Here is a 24,278-nt window from a genome sequence, read left to right on the forward strand (position 1 = left end):
GACAGAATGAGCAAGGCAATACTGGAGGGGTACTGTCATCCAGTGCTGACGCTCGTTTCTTTTTGTCTAACATCAAGGAGCTTCACATGAGCAATATGTCGAGCGAGATGCAGTCCTGCATCGACGAATGTCTTCGCTGCTACCAGACCTGCCTCGGCATGGCCTCGAACCGCTGCCTGCCGGCCGGCGGCAAGCACGTCGAGCCCGAGCACTTCCGCCTGATGCTGGCCTGCGCCGAGATGTGCCGGACGTCGGCGCACTTCATGCTGATCGGGACGAGGCATCACAAGCACACCTGCGCCGAGTGCGCCGACGTCTGCGAGGATTGTGCCCGAAGCTGCGAGCAGGTCGGCGACATGCAGCATTGCGTCGAGCAGTGCCGCCGCTGCGCCGAGAGCTGCCGGAAGATGGCTGCCTGACCGAAGCGCCGCCGGGGCCGGTTCGGACTCAGCGACCGGCCACGGCCTTCCGGCGCGGTGCGGGGGGCGGCATCGCCCCCGGGGAGGCGCCCGGATGGCAGGGCGGGACGTTCGCCCCGGTCTCCAGGCTGGCGATGATCGGGCAGTCCGGCCGGCCGTCGCCATCGCAGGCGTCGGCCAGGGACCGGAGGGCGTTCGCCATCTCGTTGAGTTGGCGGGCCCGCTGTTCGAGCTCCTTCACGTGGGCCCTCGCGATGGCCTTCACCTCGGCGTTGCTGCGGGCAGGGTCGCTCCAGAGCCCGAGCAGCACCCGGATGCGGTCCAGCGAGAAGCCCAGGTCCCGGGCGTGCCGGATGAAGCCGAGCCGGTGCAGGTCGGCGGTGCCATAATCGCGATAGCCGCTGTCGCGCCGGTCCGCCGGGGGCACGAGCCCGATGCTCTCGTAGTGCCGGATCATCTTGGCCGAGACCCCGGAGGCCCGGCTCGCCTCGCCAATGTTCATCGTGAGAGTCCCTCCGTTGACCTTCCTATGATGGGAAGGTGCAGGAAGGTCCGCAAGCCCAATCGGCCGCTGCCCGCACCCTGCTTCCACTTCGAGGCCCGGACGGCATCGCGCCCCGACAACCCACGGAGTTTCCGATGCAAGCCACCGCGTCCCGCAAGGCCGTCCTGTACCGCATGATGATGCCGCAGCACACGTGCCCCTACGGCCTCAAGGCGAAGGACCTCCTCGAACGCCAGGGCTTCCAGGTGGAGGACCATTGGCTGACCACCCGCGAGGAGACCGACCGCTTCAAGGCCGAGCATGCGGTCAAGTCGACGCCCCAGACCTTCATCAACGGCGAGCGCGTCGGGGGTTTCGACGACCTCAGGCGGCATTTCGGCCAGGCCGCCAACGACCCGAACGCGACGACCTACACGCCGGTGGTGGCGGTGTTCTCGATGACCGCGCTGATGGCGCTCGCGGCGAGCTACGCCGTGTACGGCACGCCCCTGACGGTCCGGGCGGGCGAGTGGTACATCGCCTTCAGCATGTGCGTCCTCGCCCTCCTCAAGCTGCAGGACGTCGAGACCTTCTCGTCGATGTTCCTCGGCTACGACCTGCTGGCCAAGCGCTGGGTGCGCTACGCCTACGCCTACCCGTTCCTGGAGGGCATCGCCGGCGTCCTGATGGTGGCCGGCGCCCTTAACTGGCTGTCGATCCCCGTGGCCCTGTTCATCGGCACCATCGGCGCGGTCTCGGTGTTCAAGGCGGTCTACGTCGACAAGCGCGAGATCAAGTGCGCCTGCGTCGGCGGATCGAGCAAGGTGCCGCTCGGCTTCGTCTCGTTGACCGAGAATGTGATGATGGTCGCCATGGCCGTCTGGATGCTGGCGATGGGGCATTGAGCGGCATGGCCACGACGTTCCCCGCCTGGCTCCACGCGCTCTCGATCCTGGCCCTGCTGCTCGGGGCCGCCTGCTCGTTGCTGCTGTCGGTGCAGGTCATTCGGCATCCGCAGCACATGACCGTGATGAACGTGGTCTGGCCGGTCAGCGCCTTGTTCGGCACGGTGGTCGTGGTCTGGGCCTACTTTCGCTATGGCCGCCTCGCGACCATGGAGGCGCATCACCGCGCGATGGAGCGGGACGAGAAGCCGCCGAACATGACGCAAACGCCGTTCCCGGTGATGGTGGGCAAGGGCGCGCTCCACTGCGGGAGCGGCTGCATGCTGGGCGACGTCGCCGCCGAGTGGCTCGCCTTCCTGGCGCCGGTGGTGGCGGTCTGGTTCGGCTGGCAGTCGCTGTTCGAGGAGAAGATGTACGCGGTCTGGGCGCTGGACTTCGTCTTCGCCTTCGGGCTTGGGATCGTGTTCCAGTATTACGCCATCGTGCCGATGCGCGGGCTCTCCCCGGGCCGGGGCATCGTCGCCGCGCTCAAGGCCGACACCTTGTCGCTGATCGCCTGGCAGGTCGGCATGTACGGCTTCATGGCGCTCGCGCAGTTCGCCGTGTTCCCGCACCTTGCCGGTCAACGGGCGCCGGTGAACTCAGTTGAGTTCTGGTTCGCCATGCAGGTCGCCGTGGTCGCGGGATTCATGACCAGCTACCCGGTGAACTGGTGGCTCGTCGGCTCCAGCATCAAGGAGCGGATGTAAGCTCGCTTCCGCCAGGCCGCGCGACCTGCCTGCCTTGAGGTCCGTCGTTTTAATAGAGAAGGAATAAGGGGCCCCGAAGGGCCCCTGGACGATCACATGCGGTGGTGGCGATGACCATGACCGTGGCGCATCATGTGGCCGCGGTGGTGATGGTGGCGCATCATGTGGCCGTGCCCGTGACGATGGCCCATCATGCGGCCATGGCCGCGGTGGCCGTGCATCCCGTCCATGCGGACGTCGACGATGCTGGTCTGGGCCTCGACGGCGCCGACCATGCCCGGGGCTGCCGACGCGGGGGCGGCGATGCCGATGGCGCCGAGCGCGGCCAGGGCAGCGACGGCGAAAAGGGACTTCCTCATGGGGGCTTCCTCGTGGGTTGTTGGTGGCTCGGTCTCGCCCGAGCCGATCATGGGACCGGCACGGACGGTACGGGAGCGACGAGGAACGGCTCCGCTTCTGAGACGGTTCCGTGGGTGCGCAGTCTCCCGGTCGCCTTGGATAAGGAAAGCTTTTCCGGAAACTCGGCGTCGTGGTTTCCGGCCTCCGGTCACAACGATGGCACCGGCGCGTAGCCAGCACGAAACCGTCGTCTCAGGCCCGAAGCAGGCGAAGGGCGTTGGCCGTCACCAGGACGGTCGCCCCGGTATCCGCCAGAATGGCCGGCCATAGCCCGGTGATGCCGGCGAGTGTCGTCACCAGGAACACGCCCTTCAGCCCGAGGGAGATGGCCACGTTCTGATGGATGTTGCCGAGCGTCGCCCGGGAGAGCGCCACGAGCGCCGCCACGTCCGTCACCCGGTCGTTGAGGATGGCCGCATCGGCTGTCTCCAGCGCCGCATCGGTGCCGCCGCCCATCGCGATCCCGACGCTGGCGGAGGCGAGCGCGGGGGCATCGTTGATGCCGTCGCCGACCATCGCGACCGGCCCGACCTCCTTCAACGCGCCGATCTCGGCGAGCTTGTCGGCCGGCAGCAGGTCGGCCCGGACCGATAGTCCCAGGCCCTTGGCGATGGCCTCGCCGGTGCGCCGGTTGTCGCCGGTCAGCATCACGCATTCGACCCCGAGCCGGCGCAGGGCCGCGACGCCGGCGGCCGCATCCTGTCTGGGCTCGTCCCGGACCGCCACGACGCCGAGCGCCTCTCCGTCCCGAACCACGACGACGGCGGTCTTGCCCGCTTCCTCAAGGGCCCGCACCGTTGCTTCCGCTTCCGGCGAGAGGCTGGCCAGTGTCGCGGCGTGGCGCGGGGATGCCACCGCGACCGTGCGTCCCGCAACCGTGGCCTGGACGGCCTTGCCGGGAACCGCACGGGCATCGCGTACGGGGCGCAGGGGGATGGCGTCGGCCTCCGTACGTTCGAGGATCGCACGAGCGATGGGGTGGCTCGATCCGGCCTCCACCGTCGCCGCGAGCCCGAGCAGGGTGCGATCCGTCATGTCCGGGGCAAATCGGAGGACGTCGGTGACCCTTGGACGCCCTGCCGTGAGCGTCCCCGTCTTGTCGAACGCGACGGTACGCACCCGTCCGATGGTCTCCAGGGCGGCGCCGCCCTTCACCAGCAGTCCCCGCCGCGCTCCGGCGGCAAGACCCGAGGCGATGGCGGCCGGGGTCGAGAGCACGAGGGCGCAGGGGCAGGCGATGAGGAGCAACGCCAGTCCGCGATAGATCCAGGTGCCCCAGTCGGCGCCGAGCAGCAGCGGCGGGCCAAGCGTCGCCAGCGCGGCGACCGCGAAGGCGACCGGGGTGTAGACGGCGCTGAAGCGGTCGATGAACCGGGCGGTCGGCGACTTCGACGCCTGCGCCTCCTCCACCATGTGCAGGATGCGGGCGACGGTGTTGTCCGACGGCATCCGGGCGACCCTGACCTGCAGGGCCCCGTCCGCATTGACGCTGCCGGCATAGACGGCGTCCCCGACCTCCTTTGGCCGGGGCACCGATTCCCCCGTGATCGGGGACTCGTCGAGGCTCGACGTGCCGTCCGTGACCTCGCCGTCCGCAGGGACGCGGTCACCCGGGCGCACCAGCACGGTTTGGCCGATCACCAGGGAGGCGGCCGCCACCTCACGCACGGCGCCGTCCCCCTCGACCAGGCGCGCCGTCTTCGGCACCAGGCCCACGAGGGCCTTGATGCCGGCCCGGGACCGGCCGGCCGCAAAGCCTTCGAGCATCTCGCCAACGGTGAAGAGGAGGACCACCACCGCCGCTTCCTCGGCGGCATGGATGGCGAGCGCCCCGATGGTGGCGACCGACATCAGCATCTCGATGGAGAAGGGCGAGCCGTTGCGGGCGGCGGCGATGGCGCGGCGTCCGTAGAAGGCGAGACCCAGGAGCGCGCCGGGCCAGTAGGCGTATTCCCCGGCCAGCCCGGGCCGAACCGTCTGCAGGAGAAATCCGCTTGCGAACAGGACGGCGATGCCCAGCGCCAAAAGCCCCTTGCGGCTGCGCCAGGCGGGGGTCTCCGCCTCCTCCTCGACGATGGCCGGGGCCGCGATGCCCGTCGTCTGCGAGCGGGCGAGGTCGGCCGCGATCGGCAGGGACCCGACGCCATAGCCGAGCCCCGTGATCCGGTTCTCCAGGTCCGCCCTGGGCGTCGAGCCCTCGTCGAGCACGAGGTCGAGGACCTGGGCCGTGTAGTTCACGCGCACGTCGCGGACGCCGGGCAGGCGGGTTACCGCCGTTTCGATCTTGGTCGCGCAGCTCGGGCAATCCATGCCCTTCACGCGGTAGCGCAGCGCGGCGCCCGCGGGGACCGCTCCCGATGTTCCTAGCCCTGACATGGCAAGCTCCGTCGACCCGGGCCTCGCGCCGAAGGGTCTGAGGCCCTACATGCACCCTGTAGGAACTACAGGGTCAAGGCCATGGCGCACGCACCCCCCATGACCATCGGCGACCTGGCCGCGGCGACGAACACCCGCGTCGAGACGGTCCGGTGGTACGAGAAGGTGAAGCTCCTGCCGGCGCCGGAAAGGTCGGCGGGCAACTACCGTCTCTACGGTCCGGAGCACCTGCGCCGCCTGAGCTTCATCCGGCGGGGACGGGACCTCGGCTTCACGGTCGACCAGATCCGGGAGCTTCTCGCCATGGCCGACGACCGCGACCGGTCCTGCGCCGAGGTCGACACCATCGCCCGCGCCCACCTGGCGCAGGTCGAGCGCAAGCTGGCCGACCTGACCCGGTTGGCGCATGAGCTGCGTGACGTCATCGGTCAGTGCGGCTGCGGGTCCGTCGCCGACTGCCGCATCATTGAGGCTTTGTCTCCCCACGGGGATCCGTCCTGAGGATGGATCGGCCTCGTCGGCATCAGGTGGAAGTGCGTCCTCCCGCCGATGTTGCAGAGGCAGTACAGAAGGTAGACGCAGGCCGGGATGGCGATGAGGGCCAGGGCGAACGCCCGGCCGGCCGCGCGACGGACGTGGGGCCTGACGCGGCGTCGGCGACGTGAGCCGCCGCCGCCCCAGTCAGCGATGGTTCGGGCGACCTTCTTGCTCATGCCGACCCTCCTACTCGGCGGCGCGGAGATGCGGTTGGACCGGCATGGGCCGATCCTTCCTCTCGGGGGCGACCGCACCGGCGAACCTGGCATAGAGGGCCGGCAGGACGACGAGGGTCAGAAGGGTCGCCGAGATGAGGCCGCCGATGACTACCGTCGCCAGGGGGCGCTGGATCTCTGCCCCGGTCTCGGTCGCCAGCGCCATCGGTACGAACCCGAGAGATGCCACCAGCGCGGTCATCGCCACTGGACGGAGCCGGGTCATGGCGCCCTCCATGATGGCCTCGCGCCTTGGCCGTCCCTCGGCGATGAGCTGCTTGATGTAGGTCAGCATCACCAAGCCGTTGAGCACCGCCACCCCGGACAGGGCGATGAAGCCGACGGCCGCGGGCACCGAGAACGGCATGCCCCGCAGCCATAGGGCGGCGATGCCCCCGGTCAGCGCCAAAGGAACCGCGCTGAACACCAGGAGCGCGTCCCGGGCCGAGTTCAGGGCCGAGAACAGCAGCAGGAAGATCAGGAAGAAGCACACCGGGACGACCACCATCAGGCGCTGGCGGGCGGAAGCCAGGTTCTCGAATTGCCCGCCCCAGGTGACGTAGTAGCCGGCCGGAAGTGAGACCCCCGTGGCCACCTTGTCTTGCGCCTCGGCCACGAGCGAGCCGATGTCGCGGCCCCGGACGTTGGCGGTGACCACGACCCGGCGCCGGCCGTTCTCGCGCGAGATCTGGTTCGGGCCCTCCGTCACCGAGAAGCTCGCGACCTGCTTCAGGAGCACGGACGCGGCGCGCCCGTTCGGTCCGGGAGGCAACGGCACCGGGATGTTCTCCAGGGCCTCGCGGTCCTCGCGCACCTTGTCGTTGAGGCGCACGACGATGGGGAAGCGCCGGTCGCCCTCGAAGACGACGCCCGCCTCGCGGCCCCCGATGGCCGCCCCGATGACGTCCTGGATCGCGGACGTGCTCAGGCCCAGGCGGGCCGCCTCGGCCTTGTTGATCCCGATCTCCAGGAACGGCAGCCCAGCCGTCTGCTCGACCTTCACGTCGTCCGCGCCCTCGACCCCGCGCAGGATGCCGGCGATCTGGTTCGCGGCCGCGGTCATCGCGCCCAGATCATCGCCGAAGACCTTTACGGCGAGGTCGCCGCGGGTGCCGGCCAACAGCTCGTTGAAGCGAAGCTGGATGGGCTGGGAGAACTCGTAGACGTTGCCCGCGAGCGCCCCGAGGGCCTTCTCGATGCTCTCCTGCAACTCGGCCTTGGACAGGTCCGGGTCCGGCCATTCGGCTTGCGGCTTCAGGATGACGAAGGTGTCCGACGAGCTCGGCGGCATCGGGTCCGAGGCGACCTCGGCGGTGCCGGTCTTCGAGAAGACGTAGGCGACCTGGGGGAACCGGCCGATGGCCTGCTCGACCTTCAATTGCATCGCCTGCGATTGCGACAGGGACGTCGACGGGATGCGCTGGGCGTTCAACGCGATGCTCTTCTCGTCGAGCTGCGGGATGAACTCCTGCCCCAGACCCCTGAACAGGACGCCGGCTCCGACGAGCAGCACCAGGGCGACCGCGACGAAAAGCATGGGCACGCGCAGGGCGGCCCCGAGGACCGGGCGGTAGGCGGCCTTGATCGCCCGGACGAAGAAGTTGTCGGTCTCGGTGACCTTGCCGGTGATGACGATGGAGATCATCGCCGGGACGAAGGTGAGCGACAGGACGAAGGCCGCGACCAGGGCGATGATGACGGTAAGCGCCATCGGCTCGAACATCTTGCCCTCGACCCCGGTGAAGGTGAGGAGCGGCACGTAGACGAGGATGATGATGGCCTGCCCGTAGAGGGAGGGCTTGATCATCTCCTCGGCCGAGGCCCGCACGGTGGCGAGGCGCTCCTCCAAGTCGAGCTTTCGCCCGAGTTCCCCTTGGCGTTCGGCGAGGTGGCGAAGGGCGTTCTCGGTGATGATGACTGCCCCGTCGACGATAAGGCCGAAATCGAGGGCCCCGAGGCTCATCAGGTTGGCGCTGATGCGCCCCTGGACCATGCCCGTCATGGTCATCAGCATCGCCACCGGGATGACTAGGGCCGTGACGATGGCCGCGCGGATGTTGCCGAGCAGCAGGAACAGGATGACCACGACGAGGGCGGCGCCCTCGGCCAGGTTCTTGGCGACCGTTCGGATGGTGGCCTCGACCAGGACCGTGCGATTGAGGACCGTCTGGACCTCGACGCCGGGCGGGAGCGTGCGCCGGATGCCGGTCATGCGCGCGTCGACCGCGGCGGCGACGGTGCGGCTGTTCTCGCCGATGAGCATCAGGGCGGTGCCGATGACGACCTCCTGCCCGTCCTCGCTGCCCGACCCGGTGCGCAGATCGCGCCCGATCCGCACCTCGGCGACGTCGGAGATGCGGACCGGCACGCCGCCGCGTGTGGTCACGACGACCGACCCGATGTCCTCCATGCTCTCCAAGCGGCCGGCGGCGCGCACGACGTAGCCCTCGCCGTTGTCCTCCAGGTAGCGCGCGCCCTGGTTGGCGTTGTTGGCCTCCAGCGCCCTGCCGATGTCGGCGAAGGACAGGTCGAGGGCCGTCAGCCTCATCGGGTCGGGCTGGACGTGGTACTGCTTCTCGAAGCCGCCGATGCCGTCGACGCCGGCCACACCTGGGACGGTCCTCACCTGTGGGCGAATGATCCAGTCCTGGACCGTGCGCAGGTAGGCCGTGCGTTCGAGCTCCGTCGAGAGCCTGTGGCTCTCGGGTGTGAGGTAGCTGCCGTCCGGCTGCCAACCGGGTTTACCGGGCTTCGAGACCTTGCGCTCGGCAGGTTTCGCGTAGTGCACCGACCACATGTAGATCTCGCCCAGGCCCGTCGAGATCGGCCCCATGCGCGGCTCGACCCCGGACGGCATCGCCGCCTCGGCCTCCTGAAGGCGCTCGGCGACCTGCTGGCGGGCGAAATAGATGTTCGTCGCCTCGGAGAAGACGGCGGTGACCTGGGAGAACCCGTTCCGGGATAGCGAGCGGGTGTATTCCAGGCCCTTGATGCCTGCGAGCGCGGTCTCGACCTGGTACGTGATGATGCGCTCGATGTCGTTCGGCGAGAGCGAGGGCGCCGTGGTGTTGATCTGCACCTGGTTGTTGGTGATGTCCGGCACCGCGTCGATGGGAAGCTTCGTCAGTGAGAACACGCCGAACCCGGCCGCGAGCAGCGACAGGAGCACCACGAGCCAACGCTGGCGGACGGAGAAGTCGAGGATCTTCGAGATCATGGCGGCCGCCCTCAGTGGTCGTGGTCGGCTTCGGCCTTGCCGAGCTCGGCCTTCAGGACGAAGGAGTTGGCCACCGCGACCTCGTCGCCGGGCTCCAGGCCGGCGACGACCTCGTAGGCATCGTCGTCCGCCTTGCCGAGGGTCACCTCCCGCTTCGAGAAGCCCTCCTCGGTCCGCACGAACACCACCTTCTCGCCACCGATGGTCTGGATGGCGGACTTCGGCAGCCGCACAACGACCTTGTCCTGGGCGATCTCGATCTCGGTCGTGACGAAGGTGCCCGGGCGCCAGGACATGTCCTTGTTCGGCAGGGCGACGATGACCCGGGCCGAGCGCGTCTCCGGGTTGAGGATCGGGCTGACGAAGACGACCTTGCCCTCGGGGCGGGGAGCGTCCTCGCTCCCGACGATAGTCACCCTGGCGCCCTCGCGGACCTTGGACAGCTCGGTGGTGGGGACGGGGAGCTCGATCCAGAGGGAGGAGAGGTCGGCCACGGTATAGACGTCGGCCGGGTCCCCCTCGCTGCCGACCTTCGTTCCGACGTCGACCTTGCGCTCCACGATCCGCCCTGCGAGGGGGGACCTGAGCTCGAAGCGGCGAAGCGACGACAAGTTCGGAGTGGTTTCGTCCTTCTTGGCCGCGGCGGCGACCTCGGTCGCGTTCAGCCCGAGGGCCGATAGCTTCTGGCGGGAGAGATCGACCCGCAGGCCCGCCTCGGAGTAGGCGGCCTTCGCGTTGAGGAAGGCCGATTCCGCCGAGATCCTCTTGTCCCAGAGGGCCTGCTGCCGGTCGAAGTTGGTCTTTTCCAGATCCGCCTTGACCGTCGCGGTGAGGAAGTCGCTCTTGGCATCCGCGACCTCGCGGCTGTCCAGGACGGCGACGATCTCGCCCTTGGCGACGTCTTCGCCGAGACGCTTGCGCATCTCCGCCACTGTCCCGGCGACCCGCGCAGGCACCCGGGCGATCCGGTCGGCGTCCTGGGTGATGGTGCCGGGCACCAGGAGATGGCGCGAGAGGATGCCGCCCTCGACATGCGCCAGCTTGATGTCCTGCTCGGCGGCCTGCTCGGCCGTCATCTTGATCTTGCCCTCGCTTGCCTCGTCGTGGCCGTGCGCCTCGCCCTCGGCGTGTTTGTGGTCGCCGTCGACCTTGGTGGCCTGCGCCCCGGTCACGGCCGCGTTGGTCGCCGGAGTCTTGGCCGCGGTGGAGGACAGGCCGGCGGCGGCCAGCGCGCCCCGCACGGTCTCGGACACGCGGGGGACGGCACCGCCGATGGCGACGCCTATGGCCAGGAGGGCCACGGATATGATTGCACGCATGGAAGGGAGGCCGTTCGCATAGGACCGCGGTCACCGCCTGGGGCTGGGTCGACGGTCCGGATCAAGTCAAGCTCGCTCAAGGAGCCGGCATCCGCTGGGATGTCCGGTCTGCATCCGCCACAGCCGTGGCGGTGCCGCCTCAGGCGCGAGGGGGCCTTGGAAGGCGACCGGCGGAGATCGAGGCTACGGTGACGTCGGCCGTGGCATAGGACGGGCGTCCGGCGGTGGCGATCGGAATCCCGGGTGACGCCTCGATGCAAATGGCCAGATGGCAGCCGCAGGTCGCATGGCAGGCCGGGCACCCGTCGGGCTGGTCCGGCGCACCCTTATGCGAGGACGTGGCGAACGCGGGCGCGTGATCAGGAAGGCGATGGGCGTCGGCGGAGGAAATCGCACAGGGCGCCATGAGCGCCAGGAGGAGGACGAACGACAGCAGGCGGACGGCGGTCGCCCACCAGCCGCGCGACGCCTCGTAGGCCCTGATCGGGAATCCCGCGCTCATGACTGCCTTATGGACGATCCGGAGGCGCTCGTACATGCCGGACGGGCGTCCCAGGACGCCTATCCGAATGCCGACATGCTCGGGGGTGCGTCCGCGGAGACGTCGCCCCCCTCTGCGACTTGGGTCGCCGTAGCGTCGCGATTCCCGCCCGCCCGAGCAGGTCGGCGAGGAGCGGGACCGGGCATCGGACATGCTGCGCACCTAGTTTTGGAACCGGTCCTGGCGATCGTCCGACAAGCCAAAGATGGAGCTGGGTTAGGCACGGGCGGCCCCTTCCACGAAGGGACGGAACCGCGCACCGGCCCATGCGTAAAACGCTCCAGGCCACGCTTACCGAGGATCAACCAAGGGAGCCGGGCCGCCAGCCTCAGCAGAATGCCGCGGTTGAAGTTCGGGTAGCATGGTGCTACCTCTTGGAGGCTGGATGGCGCCGCACAATCCCCTGGCAAAGGTCCGCGCGCTCGCCGCCGACGAGGAGGCCTGTTCGTTCTTTTCTCCCGTCCTCGAAGAGCTCAGGACCCGTAAGCTCGACACTGACGACCTGCGGGCGATCATCCAGACGGAATTGGGCGAGGCGCACTTCAGCAAGTCCGAGCCGACGCGAAGACACCACCCGACCACCGTGTCGGACTACTACTCGATCTGGGTCGACGACTGCGCCGACTGGATGTTCCTGAAGCTGCTGGTCACCGGCGCTGACGTCCTGGTCGTCACCTCATTCAAGAAGGATATCGATCGATGACGATGGAGGCCTGCCAAGCCTGCGAGGCGATCGCGGTCTGCGAGCGCGTCGAGCCCTTCGTGGTCGAACGGTCGGGGAAGAGCCTCGCCATCCAGGACCGTCGCATGGTCTGCGCCGAATGCGGGAACGTCAGCTATCAGGGCTCTCAGATCTCTGAGCACGAGCTCGCCGTCGCCAACGCCGTGCGAGAGATGGACGGGCTCCTGTCCGCCGCCGAGCTCAACGCCATCCGCCTCAAGTACAAGCTCCGCCAGGCCGACATGGAACAGATCCTCTCCACCGGCCCGAAGACCTGGACCCGCTGGGAGCGCGGCAAGGTTCCTCAGAGCAAGGTCGCCGACCGCTACATCCGCGCCCTAGCCCGGGACCCCTACCTCGCCCGCCGCGAGATGCTTGCGGCCGGGGTCGTAAACCCGGAGGCCGAGGGCGTCTTCGCCCAGATCGAGCTTGACGATCGCAAGCGCGCCCACGCCGTCATGCGCGACGCCCTCGGGCGGCGCACCGAGATCGACCACGAGCGCTTCGCCGCCCTCGCTGCCGACGCGGCCTTCGACGCCTTCCACGGTAACCACGCGAACCCGGAAGCCGTCGCCGCATGAGCGAGAAGCCTCCCATGGGCGTGCTCCACCACCTTCCGCCGAGGAAACCCCTCGCGGATATGGAGGATTTCCGGCGCGACGTGGGAGAGACCATCGCGGCACAGTTCCGGGAGCAGAACGAGATCCTCCGCGCCGAGCGCGGTGAGCATCTAGCGCGTGTCCGGGAACAGGATGAGCGCCTCCAGCGGCAAGGCGAGCTCATTGAGCGGCTCACCCGCGGCGTCGAGCTCCTCGTCACCGAGATGCACGGCGTCCGGACCGGCAAGGCGGAGGAGGCCTTCGCCCGCGTCGGCGGCGAGGGCGCCGCCCCGGACCTGCCCACCGTCTCCGCGGAGTCCGCAGTGGTCTACATCTGTACCGCGGGCAGTATCGGCCGGAAGCTCGACTTCCGCGCCAGCGAGATCGGTACCCTGCTCGGCGCCAAGGGCCTGCGCTGGGCGGGCAACGGCGCCTACCAGGAACTCGGACGCGAGGTCGGCCCGAACCATACCAAGTTCTGGCACCGCGACGTCCCCGCCCGGCTCCGGCGCGTCCTGGACGAGAACAACCCAGCCCGCCACGGCATCACCGATCGCAGTGTCCTCGCGATCTTCCGCAAGTGGAGCGCCCGCCGGACCGGCGGCCCAGACCTCCTCGACAGCATCGAGGCGCTCAAGGCCTGAGCCCGGGCATCAGTTTCGGTGTGCCGCGGCGATTTGCTGTAACCTTGGTAACGGGGTTTTGATGAAAGCGCATCTAAGAAGCTATAAGCGTTGTCACGCGATCTATATCATCGGATTGTATTGTACTTGTATATATCAATCACGAACTAATTATCACGCATTCTCTACGTGAACCTCTCAACGAGAGATAATAATGGCATGATAGGTATCGGAGGCACGGAATTCTACAAAATATTTCACGAGGAAATAGAAAAACCTCGAATATTTGCTGATATAAATCAGCTTGCGCCGTCCGACATCGAACTCAGAATTCGCGCAATCTTCACTGCGCATAATTTTGATTTGGATGCTGTCGGCTTCGTACAAGCCTGTATGTATCAGCGAGAACAGAAGCTACCTTTCATAAAAATTGGACCCAAGCGACTTACTGAAGATGTTGACCTACTCGTTAAGGCCGTCGCATTCGGAATAGTTGACTGTCAAGAAATATCAACTGATCTCAGATTTAGTCTGTCAAGACCAGAGTCAAATCTATATGTAAACGGATTTCCTGCATGTTGCTTGAGAGATATAAATCGGATGCACGATGATGATCAAGATATGGATCACTTAGAATTCACGCGATTACATGGGGCTGCCGTGCTTGATCAAATCCAGCCTGTCATTCGTGATTTAAAAACATATTGGGGGAAAGAACCTCTCAATAAAAGCGTTCTGAAAAAGAGTTTGTTCTTACCAATAAAAGATCAAACAATTTCAGATATTCTCGAAACTGTCCCCGGTGAAATCATGCGAAGTTCACTCAGAGGACAAATTGAAAGGGCAGCATATGTAAGACATGAAAGATTGAGACTGCTTAGGAGCCCCCGATTACCTTCGATAGACGATGAAAAGGCGATTTTTGATATTTGAAAAATTGCCTTTTACACTGATCAGTGCAAACTACAAACGGCCGGAAGTGAACAGAAGCCGGGGCTGGCTCAATAGCCGGGAAGTCAGCCGACGACGCTGGTTCCCATCGCGTCGGGAGCCTTCAGGTCACACGACTGCATCCCGTGGGGCGATCACGTTAATTGCGCGGCCTCGAAGGGCGGCACGACGACGCTGATGTGCACCCTCGCCCAGGAATTCGCCCCGCGCGGGGTGCGCGTGAACGCCATCGACCCGGCGCCGTGAGGACCGGCATTAACGCGGGCGAGATGCAGGGTAAAAATCTCCGCAGTGCGGTGTCGCAGATCCCGTATGGTCGCATCGGACGGGTCGAGGACATCGCCGCGGCCATCGCGCTCCTGGCCTGCGACCTGTCCGACTACATCGTCGGCGACACCCTTCTCGTCGATGGTGGGATGACCACTCCTGGCACGATGCCTATCGGCGGTAGGCCGGGGCCCGCACCTCCAAATCCGATTGATAGGTGAAAACCGTTAAGGCGCATCAGGGCTCGTCGCAGCCTGCGATGTTCCGGTCGGCATCCCGCTCGAAGGTCGAGGTGGTCAGCGCGTCGGGGATCCGCTCGGCGATCATTAGAAAGGGGCCTTGCATGGTGTTGGGGGCGAGCAGGGCCAGGCTGCCGCGGCGGAGGGCGCCGTCGCTCTCAACCAGGTGGCCGCGGCACCTACTGCGGCAGGCGACGATGACAGAAGGCCGTCAAACGCCCTTTTGCTGCTCACGAAGCTGGTCCACCCAGGCCCTCAGGTCCCCGACGGCCTTGAGCAGTTCGTCTGGGCGCAGGGGAGCAGCGTTCCGCCCGGGAGATGGATCGTGGGCTTCCGTCTGATCGCAGCACCGTTTGAAGCCGGCGGCGAAATCCTCGACGTTGGCAACGGTCAGGCTCGCCACCTTTCTCAGGTCCTTGGTGCTGATGTAGTCGCGGTGCCTTTGGATGACACAGTTGAAGGCCACCTCCTCAAGGGCCCGTTCCCACGTACTTCGTAACCTGCTGAAGAAGTGGGAGGCCGCAGCCCCGTACTCATCATCCCGATTGTCGTCGTAGAGGACCTTGGCCGCCCGCGCGTCCTTCTCAAGAGCGTCGAGGCGCTCCCGGACCTTAGCCCCGATCCAGGGCAGTCCCTGGTTCACGACGCCCGCGCCGACAGAGGTGTGGGTGAGCGAGATCAGGGAGACCGGGATCCTGCCGTCGATTGACAGCGCATGCAGGTCGTTCAGGAAGACGAGGTCATGCGTGAAGACGATAATCTGCCGGACGCCCCCTTCCTCGACCAGCCGCTCGGCGACCTTGCGCCGCCACCGATGGTCCAGCGAGGAGACCGGATCGTCGAAGACCAGCGTCGATCCATGAGCCGCGGTAGCGAGCTCGGTCAGGAAGGCGGCCAGGGCCACGCAGGTCTGCTCGCCCTCGCTCAGGATCTCGCCGACCTTCGCCCTCTCGTTGGCGAACAGCCGGACCTGGTACTGCGGGGAGCCGTACCTGCCGCCCGAACGGACGATGTCGACCCTCACCCTGTGGGCGGCCAGCTTCTGGATCTCTTCCTGAAAGCGATCGCGGACCTTCGGCGTGATGACCTTGTCGGCGATCGTGTTGCCGAGCGTCGTGATGGCATTCGTCGCCATCTCGGACAGGCAGTCCTTCAAACCCGCCAGCTCGCTCAGCCGTGCCACCTCGATCCTCGCCTTCGGCAGCAGTGCCTCCAAGAGTGCGCGGTCACGCAACTCGTCCCGTTCCGCAACCAGCCGTACCCGACCGGCGGGATCGACCGCCGTCAGAAGCTCCTTGGCATAGGCCTGCGTATCATCCGCAAGAGTCGTTAGCGTGCCGATGATGCCGGCCGCAACCACGGGCATTGGACCCGCGCCGCGGTCGGCGAGTGCCCGCGTGCAGATCCATCGCCGAAGCCGGACGGTCGCCAGCCCGCGCAGGATCGCGGCGGCGACATCCGGATGGGTCACCGACAGCTGGCGGCGCAGCGGAAACCCGGACATCCGCAGCGACAGACCCGACAGCTTCCCCAGGGCCTCCTCGTAGGCCACCTCGGCCTTCCGCGCCTCGCGCTCGCTGTCGGCCTTCACGAACTCCTCAAAGGTCAGCTTCAGATCCCCGGTCCCTTCGGAGATCGGCTGGTGGCAGAGCACGCAGACCGCTTCCGCGTCCGTCCGCGGGAAGTCGTGCCCCTCGTAGGCGACATGCTCCGAGTAATGCCGCGCCGCGTCCCATAGGGCTCGCCAGGTCGCCTCCCCGACCCCCTTCAGGGCGCTTCCGCCGAAGGCGCGTTCGGCCGCGAGCGAGGCGGCGGAGCGTTTGGAGCGGGCGGTCCCGGCGAGCGCCGCAAGCTGCGTGAGCTCCGCATCCGACACCGCCCCGAAGACCCTATCAAGCTCCTCGGAGAGGCGGCGTACGGCCCGGGCCAGCTCGCGCTGCTCCCCCGAGGCCCGGACCGGGTCGCGGGCCAGGTCCTCCTCAAGCCGGCGAAGCCTTGCGCGCTCCTCCGCTGACAGGTTCGACAGCTTCTCCAGGGGTCCGAGGTCGGTACCCGGAGCGAGCGCGCCGAGAAGCCGCCCGACCCGGGTCCCAGACCCGAACGCGGGTTCCGTGAACGCCGAATCCCGCGCCTGCTCAAGCGCCCCCTGTTCCGCCGTCAGCGCCGTGCGGATCGCTTGGCAGACGCCGGCGAGCTCATCGGGGATGTCGAGCCCGAACGGACGGAACGCGACCTCGTTCCTCTCGCGCACATGGACCATTCCGCATTCGCGGTCGAAGACGCTGACGCTGGAAAGGAGGGCGTGGGGAGAGCCCGCGTCGGTCCAGGCCAGCGGCGCGATCGGATCGCCCGATACGACGCATCCGATCGTGGCGGATCCCGCATCGGCACCGCCGCCGAAGGCGTTCGGCAGGATCTCGCCGGGGGAACGCGCGCGGCACGCCCGCTTCAGGATGCGGGCGTACCCGGATTTCCCCACCCCGTTGTCGCCGTAGACGATCGTGATCCCATCGGGTTGAAACTGGAGTTCCTGGCCGGGAGCCAGCCGATTGACACCCATGACGTCCCTGATCGAGGTTAGCGCCACCTTCTCGCTAGTGGTGGCCATGGACGGAACATGCTCGACGCCAAAGGGCGACGGGGTCACCTCGATCCCTGGGAAGCCGCATCCCCTCTTACAGAGTAGCGCAAGCTCGCGGTGATCGTCGGCGTCGAGGGTGCGCTTTGCCACGATGCGACGCAGAGCGTCCCGCTGCCAGTCAGGCTTATTCCTCGACCATTGTAGGATGATCTCGAAGACCGAACCCGTCGCCGCCATCGAGACCCATTCCCCCGCATGGGTTCGAGCTTAGCAGCAGGCCACGGATCTGTAAGGGGCGCCGACGTCGTCGCGGGCTCCGCCCCGTTAGTCCTCGGGTCGCCGCCTATAGGCCTTGTCCACTTTGTTGAAGAAGTTCACGTGGCTCAAGCGCATGTCCATCTTCCTGCGCGGCGTTAGAGCGTCAAAGGGCTTCTTTTAGAGCGTCACGCTACCCACACTTCGTCGATCAGGTCGCCCGCGCCCAAGCCGCCCAGGTCATCTCAGCCACCCGCCGCCTCCTCGGCATCCGCAACGACCGCATCATCAAGAGCTACGACGCGTCCCGGGGCGCGGCGATGGCCGACCGGACCCGCGACGACGCGGCCCAGCAACTCGCCGTCGCTCATGCCGGCACGATGGACGCCTTCTGCGAGCGGGTGAAGAAGGTCGTTCCCTCGGCCAAGCCGTGCCGCCTCAGCTACCGCGAGGGGATAAAGGATTCCCACGGCTAGACCGAGTTGAGGGCCGGGCACCTAGTACTGCTGTGTCACAAAATTTTCTATGTTCCTGATATTGCTCACTCTTTCTCGGCGCGGCAGCGAGAGAAAAACGCAGGTTCTGCAGTCTGTTATGGGCTTCGTGACACAGTCGTACTAGTGGTAGGAACCTGACGCTTGGTACTCATCCGTGAACGTCCGAGAAGGGTGGCAAGCAGCTTGGCTGCTTTCAGTCGCAAGACGTTCTAAAGCGGACCAAGGATGAATCACCGTCTCCGGACGGTCGGTCCAACTCATCTCAGGGTCGAATTTTGTTAAAGCCGGATGCCGACTTCATCAGAGGCGATGCCACCGGCGCGAAAGTGCTCTGCCTCGGGAGACAGCGTGATTCACGATTGCAAAGCCCCGGTCACGCGACGTCTCGTGCTGGTCCGGCATGGCCAGAGCGTAGCCAACCGATCCGGCCTGTTCACGGGATTGCTGGACTCGCCCTTGACCGAGCAGGGCCGGATGGAAGCCGAGGCAGCCGGCCGGCGTTTGGCCGAGCGCCGCTGGCGCTTTTCTGTTGCCTTCACCTCGACGCTGACGCGGGCCGTCGTGAGCGGCCGGCTTATCCTCGATGCGCTCGGGCAACCCGGATTAATCCCCCAACGCTTCGCCGCGCTCGACGAGCGAGACTACGGCGACCTCAGCGGGCTCGACAAGACCACCGCCGATGCGCGCTGGGGGGCGGTGCGGATTGAGACCTGGCGCCGCTCCTACGCTGATGCGCCGCCGAATGGTGAGAGCCTGCGCGACACTGTCGCGCGCATCGTGCCCTGCTACCTCCGATCCATCCTACCGGCGGTCATGGGCGGGGACGTGCTGGTCGTCGCCCACGGTAATTGCCTGCGGGCGCTTGTGATGGCGCTCGAAGACCTCAACCCGGCGGAGGTCGAGCACCTCGAACTCGCGACGGGCTCCGTCAGGATCTATGAGTTTGCCGCGGACACGACGATCAAGGCACGCTGGATTGACGGGTGAATGCGCTTGTCGGCCCCCCAGAATGGATCTCCGCAAGCCGCGAAGGGGCCCCTTTTCATCTATTCCGTTGATGGGAAACATCTGATCATTCCGTTGGAGTGAATGAAAGGGACATGGGATTCTCTGGCATCACATCGGAGCCATCCATGTCCATGCCCAGACTTTTCTCCCACCCTCGATCGATGGGCGCCTTGGCCGGCACGAAAGCCATCCTTCCGGGACTGGGCCTCTGCGTGGCGGTCACCGCCGCAGCGGTCGGCTTCGAGGCCGTCGAGGCGCATCTGTTCGGTCGCGCCTGGCTCGAAGCCCTGGTGCTGGCGATCCTGCTCGGCAGCGCGATCCGCACGGCCTGGACCCCGTCGCAACGTTTCTTTCCCGGCATCGCCTTCGGGGCCAAGACCGTACTGGAGATCGCGGTTGTTCTTCTCGGGGCCTCGCTCAGCCTCGCGACGATCTTGGCGGCCGGTCCGGGTCTGCTCTTCGGCATCGCGGGCGTCGTCACGGTGGCGATCCTGTCGAGTTACGGCATCGGTCGGGCGCTCGGGCTGCACCCGCGCATGGCGATCCTCGTCGCCTGCGGTAACTCGATCTGCGGCAACTCGGCCATCGCCGCCACGGCGCCGGTGATTGGTGCCGACGGCGAGGACGTCGCCGCCTCCATCGCCTTCACCGCGGTTCTAGGCGTGCTGGTGGTGCTCGGGCTGCCGCTACTGGTGCCCCTGCTCGGTCTCTCGCCGATGCAGTACGGGGTGCTCGCCGGCCTCACCGTCTACGCTGTTCCGCAGGTTCTCGCCGCCACCGCGCCGGTCGCGGCACTCAGCGTCCAGGTCGGAACCCTGGTGAAGCTCGTCCGGGTGCTGATGCTCGGCCCGGTCGTCCTGGTGCTCTCGCTCGGCGCGAGCCGGCTGGGCGAGAAGACCGACGAGGCCGCCCCCGGCGTCACAGCCGGCGACCGCCCGGCCCGCGCCAGCCTCGCGATCCACCGCCTGGTGCCGTGGTTCATCCTCGCATTCCTCGCGCTCGCGGGACTTCGCTCGGCCGGGCTGATCCCGCAGGTCGCGCTCGCGCCGATGTCGGAGACCGCCAACGTGCTGACCGTGGTCTCGATGGCGGCGCTCGGCCTCGGGGTCGACGTGCGCAGCGTCGCCAAGGCCGGGGCGCGGGTGACGCTGGCGGTAGTCGCCTCGCTCCTCGCGCTCGGCGCCGTCAGCCTCGGCCTGATCCACGTGCTGGGCCTTGTCTGATCCGGGTGTGGATCCGGCTCCACCACCGATCCAGGTTTTCATCCGGCGCGATGCCCCGAAGAAATCCGGATTAAGCGGGAGATTGAAAATTCTCGAATCATCGCACCGGGAGATCGTTCGCATCGCGAAAGACCGTTGGAGGGAATAAATCGCTTTCCGTAGCATCTCCCTTGTCGCGAGGAATCGCCACGAGGCCCGATGCGCTCGAACGCATCGACGCCGACATTCTTCAAGGGGAGAGACCATGCACGGATTGGACAGACCGACGAACCGCCGCCTCGTCCTGGGTGGACTCGGGCTCGGCAGCCTCGGCGCCGCGTTGCCGGCCTGGGCCGCGGGCTCGGTGAAGCTGCCGCTGCCCGGCGGCCCGGACGAGCGGGCGCTGACCACCGCCTTTCCGGGCAAGGGCGAGATGATCCTCCAGCGCACCCATCCGCCGCTGCTGGAGACGCCGTTCTCGGTGTTCGACGCGGGCGTGTTCACCCCCAACGACCGCTTCTACGTGCGCTGGCACTGGGCCTCGATCCCGACCGAGGTCGATGCCGGCACCTTCCGGCTCAAGGTCCACGGCCATGTGGAGAAGGAACTCTCGCTCTCCCTCGATGCCATCGCCGGCCTGCCGCGCTTCGAGATCGCCGCGGTCAACCAGTGCTCGGGCAATTCACGCGGGCTGTTCGAGCCGCGGGTGCCCGGCGCGCAATGGGCCAACGGCTCAATGGGCAACGCCCGCTGGACCGGGGTGCGCCTCAAGGACGTGCTCGAAAAGGCCGGGGTGAAGGCCGGTGCCGTGCAGGTGCGCTTCAACGGCCTCGACGAGCCCGTGGTCGACGACGCGCCGGACTTCAAGAAGTCCCTCGATCTCGACCACGCCAACAATGGTGAGGTGATGATCGCCTACGCGATGAACGGCGAGCAGCTCCCGCTGCTCAACGGTTTCCCGCTCCGGCTCGTGGTGCCGGGCTGGTACTCAACCTACTGGGTCAAGATGCTGTCCGACATCGAGGTGCTGGACAAGCCCGACGAACAATATTGGATGAAGACCGCCTACCGTATTCCCGACGTGCCGGGTGCTAACATCAAGCCCGGGCAGACAGGGTTCAAGACAGTGCCGATTAACAGGATGGTGCCGCGCTCGTTCGTCACCAACCTGACCGACGGCGCCAAGGTGGCGGCCGGAACGCCGGTGGCCATCCGCGGCATCGCGTTCGGCGGCGATTGTGGGGTGAAGGCGGTCGAGTTCTCCGGCGACGGCGGGGCGACGTGGTTCCCGGCGCAACTCGGTGCCGACGAGGGCCCCTACAGCTTCCGCCGCTTCGACGGCAGCCTGCCGGCGCTGGCCGCCGGGACCCACACGGTCAGGGTCCGCTGCACCAATACCAAGGGCGTCGCGCAAGGCATGGACCGAGTCTGGAACGCCAACGGCTTCATGCAGAACGGCATCGAGACCGTGTCCTTCCAGGCCGCTTGAGGAGAACAGCCATGAACACAATTCGCCCTGCGGCCCTCATCGCCGCGCTCATCCTGTCTCCCCTGGTGGCGCTCGCGGCGCCTGCTCCCGAGCCGATGCGCTTCAGTTCGCAATCGATCGAATTTCCGACGTCCGACCGGATCTTTCCGGACGGGCCGGGAGCCGAGGCGGTCAATAACAATTGCCTCGCCTGCCACTCGGCCGGGATGGTGCTGACCCAGCCCAAGCTCACGAAGGCGCAGTGGACCGAGACCGTGAACAAGATGGTCCACGTCTACAAAGCGCCGGTCGATCAGGCCGATGTGCAGACCATCGTCGATTACCTCACGGCGTTGAAGCCCACGCCCTGAACCCTCGAATCCCGAGGCCGCCGTGCTTTTTTCGCCGGCCTCGGGGAATAGACCGCCCTCGCTGGCATCTCCCTAAGGCGATGCACGGCCTGACCGGTCCCGCACGACGCAATCCGATTTCGAACTCGCCCGCACGGCCGGCCCCAGGCCGTCGAACGAGGGCGCATGCCCGAGAGACACGCTTCATGACCCACGTCCGTACCAGCCTCCGCGCCCTCCTCGCCGGAGCTGCCTTGCTCCTCACCCAGAACCAACCTGGATTCGCCGCCGGCTTCGACGGCGCAATCAAGAACAACGCGCTCGCCCTGAACGCCGCCGGCACGGTCGCCGCGGTGTCGAACAGCGAGGAGAGCGCCGTCATCGTCTACGACGTCGCCAAGGGCACGGTGCTCCGCCGCCTCGACGGCTTCGTCACGCCGCGCAACATCGTGTTCGCGCCGGACGGCGCCCGCTTCTACGTCTCCGACAGCGGCACGGGCCGGATCACGGTCTACGAGACCGGCACCGGCAAAGAAGCCGGCGTTCTTGCCGCGGGCCCCGGTGCGTTCGGCACGGTGCTCTCGGCCGACGGGACAAAGCTCTACGTCAACAACGAGGCCGCGAGCACGCTGACCGTGTTCGACACCAAGACCATGCTCGCAGTCGCCGTGATCCCCGGCTTTGCGCAGCCGCGCCAAGGCGTGAAGCTGTCGCCGGACGGCAAGACCGTGTTCGTGACGAACTTCCTCGGCGACAAGATCACGTTGGTCGACACCGCCACCAACAAGATCACCAGCGAGATCGCCGGGTTCGACAAGCTGCGCGCCATCTCGATCACCAAGGACGGCAAGACGCTGTTTGCCGCCAACAGCGGCCGCAACACCGTCAGTGTGGTCGATGTCGCCGCCCGCAAGGTCACGTCAGAAGTCGCGGTGGGCAAGGACCCCTACGGTGCCGCGCTGACCCCGGACGGGCGCTTCGTCTATTCGGGCAACCTCAAGGACAACTCGCTCTCGGTGATCGACACCGACACGCTCAAGGTCGTCGCCACGGTGACCGGGCTGAACGAGCCGCGCCAGGCGATCGCATTCTCCAGTGACAACGCCCACGCGTACGTCCTCAACCGCGACCTCAGCGTGGCCGTGGTCGACCGCGCGAAGAACGCGGTGGTTTCGACGATGAAGCCGTGAAGCGTCGCGCGCCGGGTGCCTTTCGGCGCCCGGCGCGTTCTCGATCTCGACACGTCGCGAACGCAGGACAAAGACCCCATGCTCGGCCTGTTCCAGCGCAAGGACCGCCTCATCGTCCACGGAAAGACGCCCTACAACGCCGAGCCGCCGCTCGATCGCCTGCGGGCCGCCTTCCTGACTGATCAAGCCGACTTCTACGTCCGCAGCCACGGCGACATCCCGGACCTCGACGCCGACGGCTACCGCCTGACCGTCGACGGGATGGTCGCGACGCCCCTCGACCTCTCCCTCGCCGATCTCAAAGAACGCTTCGCGCCCGTCACCGTGACGGCGGTGATGCAATGCGCCGGCAACCGCCGGGCCGACATGCTGGCGGTGGCCCCGGTCTCCGGCGACCCGTGGGCGCCCGGCGCCATCGGTAATGCGGAATGGACCGGCGTGCGGCTCGCCGACGTGCTGCGCGCGGCCGGCATCAAAGCGGATGATGAGCGCCACGTCGCCTTCGAGAGCCACGACCGGATCGCGGACACGGACACGCGCTTCGGCGCCTCGATCCCGCTCGCCAAGGCGCTGGCGCCCGAGACGCTGCTTGCCTTCGCGATGAACGGCGAGCCTCTCGCCCCCGAGCACGGCCATCCGTTACGCGTGGTGGTGCCGGGCTTTGCCGGCATCCGCAGCCCGAAATGGCTCGCCCGGATCACGGTGCAGGACCGGCCCTCCGACAACCCGATGCAGGCCGACGACTACAAGCTGTTTCCGCCCGACGTGACGGCCGAGACCGCCGACCCGGCCCACGGCATCACCATCGAGGCGATGCCGTTGAACAGCGCGATCTGCGAGCCCGCCCGCGGCGCTGCGTTGAAGGCCGGCCGGCACGCGATCCGCGGCTACGCCATCGCCAGCGACCGCGCGGTCGCCCGCGTCGACGTCTCGACGGATGGCGGCCGCAGCTGGGCGCAAGCCCGGATCAAGCGCGATGCCGACGCGCCCTACGCCTGGACGTTCTGGGAGATCGAGCGCGAACTGACCGCGGGCGAGCACGAGCTCGCGGTGCGGGCCTGGGATTCCGCCGGCCAGACCCAGCCGGCCGCCCCCGACGACACCTGGAACTACAAGGGTTACCTCAGCGCCGCCTGGCACCGGGTGCGAGTGACGGTGGCCTGACC

The 24,278-nt window shown here is 67.0% G+C and carries 23 protein-coding genes; 16 read left to right on the forward strand and 7 right to left on the reverse strand.

What is annotated here, in order from left to right; translation table 11 throughout:
- Positions 1-86 precede the first annotated feature (86 nt).
- Complete coding sequence (locus AC1MGR_RS11290; RefSeq protein ID WP_055958992.1) at positions 87-419, forward strand: four-helix bundle copper-binding protein; 333 nt, start codon at positions 87-89, stop codon at positions 417-419.
- Positions 420-447: 28 nt separating this feature from the next.
- Here AC1MGR_RS11290 and cueR read toward each other — a convergent pair whose 3' ends face one another.
- Positions 448-921 carry a Cu(I)-responsive transcriptional regulator gene (cueR, locus tag AC1MGR_RS11295; protein ID WP_055958989.1) on the reverse strand — a complete coding sequence of 158 codons (474 nt, stop codon included), beginning with the start codon at positions 919-921 and terminating at the stop codon, positions 448-450.
- Between the two features lie 137 nt (positions 922-1,058).
- Here cueR and AC1MGR_RS11300 point away from each other — a divergent pair, with 137 nt between their 5' ends.
- Together AC1MGR_RS11300 and AC1MGR_RS11305 are read left to right on the forward strand one after the other, a co-directional pair.
- On the forward strand, positions 1,059-1,808 hold the full coding sequence (locus AC1MGR_RS11300; RefSeq protein WP_055958985.1) for a MauE/DoxX family redox-associated membrane protein: 750 nt from the start codon (positions 1,059-1,061) through the stop codon (positions 1,806-1,808).
- 5 nt (positions 1,809-1,813) lie between these two features.
- Positions 1,814-2,557: a DUF4396 domain-containing protein gene (locus tag AC1MGR_RS11305; protein WP_055958982.1), complete on the forward strand. Its 744-nt coding sequence runs from the start codon at positions 1,814-1,816 to the stop codon at positions 2,555-2,557.
- 92 nt (positions 2,558-2,649) lie between these two features.
- On the opposite strand, the gene AC1MGR_RS11310 is transcribed toward AC1MGR_RS11305, so the two are convergent.
- Positions 2,650-2,916, reverse strand: a complete 267-nt coding sequence (locus AC1MGR_RS11310) for a hypothetical protein (RefSeq protein ID WP_055958979.1) — start codon at positions 2,914-2,916, stop codon at positions 2,650-2,652.
- Positions 2,917-3,148: 232 nt separating this feature from the next.
- Positions 3,149-5,332 (reverse strand): heavy metal translocating P-type ATPase, encoded by a 2,184-nt coding sequence (locus AC1MGR_RS11315; RefSeq protein ID WP_055958976.1) that lies wholly within the window; start codon positions 5,330-5,332, stop codon positions 3,149-3,151.
- Between the two features lie 99 nt (positions 5,333-5,431).
- Between AC1MGR_RS11315 and AC1MGR_RS11320 the strand changes: the two genes are divergently transcribed.
- Entirely contained in the window at positions 5,432-5,833 is a 402-nt protein-coding gene (locus AC1MGR_RS11320; RefSeq protein ID WP_055958972.1) for a MerR family transcriptional regulator, read from the forward strand.
- 222 nt (positions 5,834-6,055) lie between these two features.
- On the opposite strand, the gene AC1MGR_RS11325 is transcribed toward AC1MGR_RS11320, so the two are convergent.
- From AC1MGR_RS11325 to AC1MGR_RS11335, 3 genes are all read right to left on the reverse strand, one after another.
- Complete coding sequence (locus tag AC1MGR_RS11325; RefSeq protein ID WP_055958969.1) at positions 6,056-9,301, reverse strand: efflux RND transporter permease subunit; 3,246 nt, start codon at positions 9,299-9,301, stop codon at positions 6,056-6,058.
- 11 nt (positions 9,302-9,312) lie between these two features.
- Entirely contained in the window at positions 9,313-10,620 is a 1,308-nt protein-coding gene (locus AC1MGR_RS11330; RefSeq protein ID WP_055958966.1) for an efflux RND transporter periplasmic adaptor subunit, read from the reverse strand.
- Between the two features lie 139 nt (positions 10,621-10,759).
- Positions 10,760-11,158: a hypothetical protein gene (locus AC1MGR_RS11335; RefSeq protein ID WP_243214755.1), complete on the reverse strand. Its 399-nt coding sequence runs from the start codon at positions 11,156-11,158 to the stop codon at positions 10,760-10,762.
- Positions 11,159-11,546: 388 nt separating this feature from the next.
- Here AC1MGR_RS11335 and AC1MGR_RS11340 point away from each other — a divergent pair, with 388 nt between their 5' ends.
- The 5 genes from AC1MGR_RS11340 to AC1MGR_RS11360 all read left to right on the forward strand — a co-directional run bounded on the left by AC1MGR_RS11340 (position 11,547) and on the right by AC1MGR_RS11360 (position 14,543).
- Positions 11,547-11,864, forward strand: coding sequence for a type II toxin-antitoxin system MqsR family toxin (locus AC1MGR_RS11340; protein WP_055958963.1), 318 nt, complete (start codon positions 11,547-11,549; stop codon positions 11,862-11,864).
- Entirely contained in the window at positions 11,861-12,463 is a 603-nt protein-coding gene (locus AC1MGR_RS11345) for a type II TA system antitoxin MqsA family protein (protein ID WP_082473294.1), read from the forward strand. The genes AC1MGR_RS11340 and AC1MGR_RS11345 overlap by 4 nt, the downstream gene beginning before the upstream one ends.
- A complete protein-coding gene (locus AC1MGR_RS11350) occupies positions 12,460-13,125 on the forward strand; it encodes a hypothetical protein (RefSeq protein WP_056149076.1) in 666 nt (221 codons plus the stop codon). The genes AC1MGR_RS11345 and AC1MGR_RS11350 overlap by 4 nt, the downstream gene beginning before the upstream one ends.
- A gap of 168 nt (positions 13,126-13,293) precedes the next feature.
- The gene (locus tag AC1MGR_RS11355; RefSeq protein ID WP_146180524.1) at positions 13,294-14,037 is read left to right on the forward strand and encodes a hypothetical protein; all 744 of its coding nucleotides are present in this window, start codon (positions 13,294-13,296) and stop codon (positions 14,035-14,037) included.
- Between the two features lie 260 nt (positions 14,038-14,297).
- Positions 14,298-14,543 carry an SDR family oxidoreductase gene (locus AC1MGR_RS11360; protein WP_055958954.1) on the forward strand — a complete coding sequence of 82 codons (246 nt, stop codon included), beginning with the start codon at positions 14,298-14,300 and terminating at the stop codon, positions 14,541-14,543.
- A 229-nt stretch (positions 14,544-14,772) separates the two neighbouring features.
- Here the strand turns inward: AC1MGR_RS11360 and AC1MGR_RS11365 are convergent, their stop codons facing one another.
- The gene (locus tag AC1MGR_RS11365; protein WP_055958950.1) at positions 14,773-17,379 is read right to left on the reverse strand and encodes an AAA family ATPase; all 2,607 of its coding nucleotides are present in this window, start codon (positions 17,377-17,379) and stop codon (positions 14,773-14,775) included.
- A gap of 338 nt (positions 17,380-17,717) precedes the next feature.
- Between AC1MGR_RS11365 and AC1MGR_RS11370 the strand changes: the two genes are divergently transcribed.
- The 7 genes from AC1MGR_RS11370 to AC1MGR_RS11400 all read left to right on the forward strand — a co-directional run bounded on the left by AC1MGR_RS11370 (position 17,718) and on the right by AC1MGR_RS11400 (position 24,276).
- The gene (locus AC1MGR_RS11370) at positions 17,718-17,873 is read left to right on the forward strand and encodes a hypothetical protein (protein WP_156375892.1); all 156 of its coding nucleotides are present in this window, start codon (positions 17,718-17,720) and stop codon (positions 17,871-17,873) included.
- A 369-nt stretch (positions 17,874-18,242) separates the two neighbouring features.
- Positions 18,243-18,881 (forward strand): 2,3-bisphosphoglycerate-dependent phosphoglycerate mutase, encoded by a 639-nt coding sequence (locus AC1MGR_RS11375; RefSeq protein ID WP_055958948.1) that lies wholly within the window; start codon positions 18,243-18,245, stop codon positions 18,879-18,881.
- Between the two features lie 182 nt (positions 18,882-19,063).
- Positions 19,064-20,125, forward strand: coding sequence for a YeiH family protein (locus AC1MGR_RS11380; RefSeq protein WP_055958946.1), 1,062 nt, complete (start codon positions 19,064-19,066; stop codon positions 20,123-20,125).
- Positions 20,126-20,369: 244 nt separating this feature from the next.
- Complete coding sequence (locus AC1MGR_RS11385) at positions 20,370-21,593, forward strand: molybdopterin-dependent oxidoreductase (protein ID WP_055958942.1); 1,224 nt, start codon at positions 20,370-20,372, stop codon at positions 21,591-21,593.
- Positions 21,594-21,604: 11 nt separating this feature from the next.
- On the forward strand, positions 21,605-21,943 hold the full coding sequence (locus tag AC1MGR_RS11390; RefSeq protein ID WP_055958939.1) for a c-type cytochrome: 339 nt from the start codon (positions 21,605-21,607) through the stop codon (positions 21,941-21,943).
- Between the two features lie 185 nt (positions 21,944-22,128).
- On the forward strand, positions 22,129-23,112 hold the full coding sequence (locus AC1MGR_RS11395) for a beta-propeller fold lactonase family protein (protein WP_055958936.1): 984 nt from the start codon (positions 22,129-22,131) through the stop codon (positions 23,110-23,112).
- A 78-nt stretch (positions 23,113-23,190) separates the two neighbouring features.
- Positions 23,191-24,276: a molybdopterin-dependent oxidoreductase gene (locus AC1MGR_RS11400; protein WP_055958933.1), complete on the forward strand. Its 1,086-nt coding sequence runs from the start codon at positions 23,191-23,193 to the stop codon at positions 24,274-24,276.
- Positions 24,277-24,278: the final 2 nt, after the last annotated feature.

It is taken from the genome of Methylobacterium sp. BI1 (genome assembly GCF_056680125.1).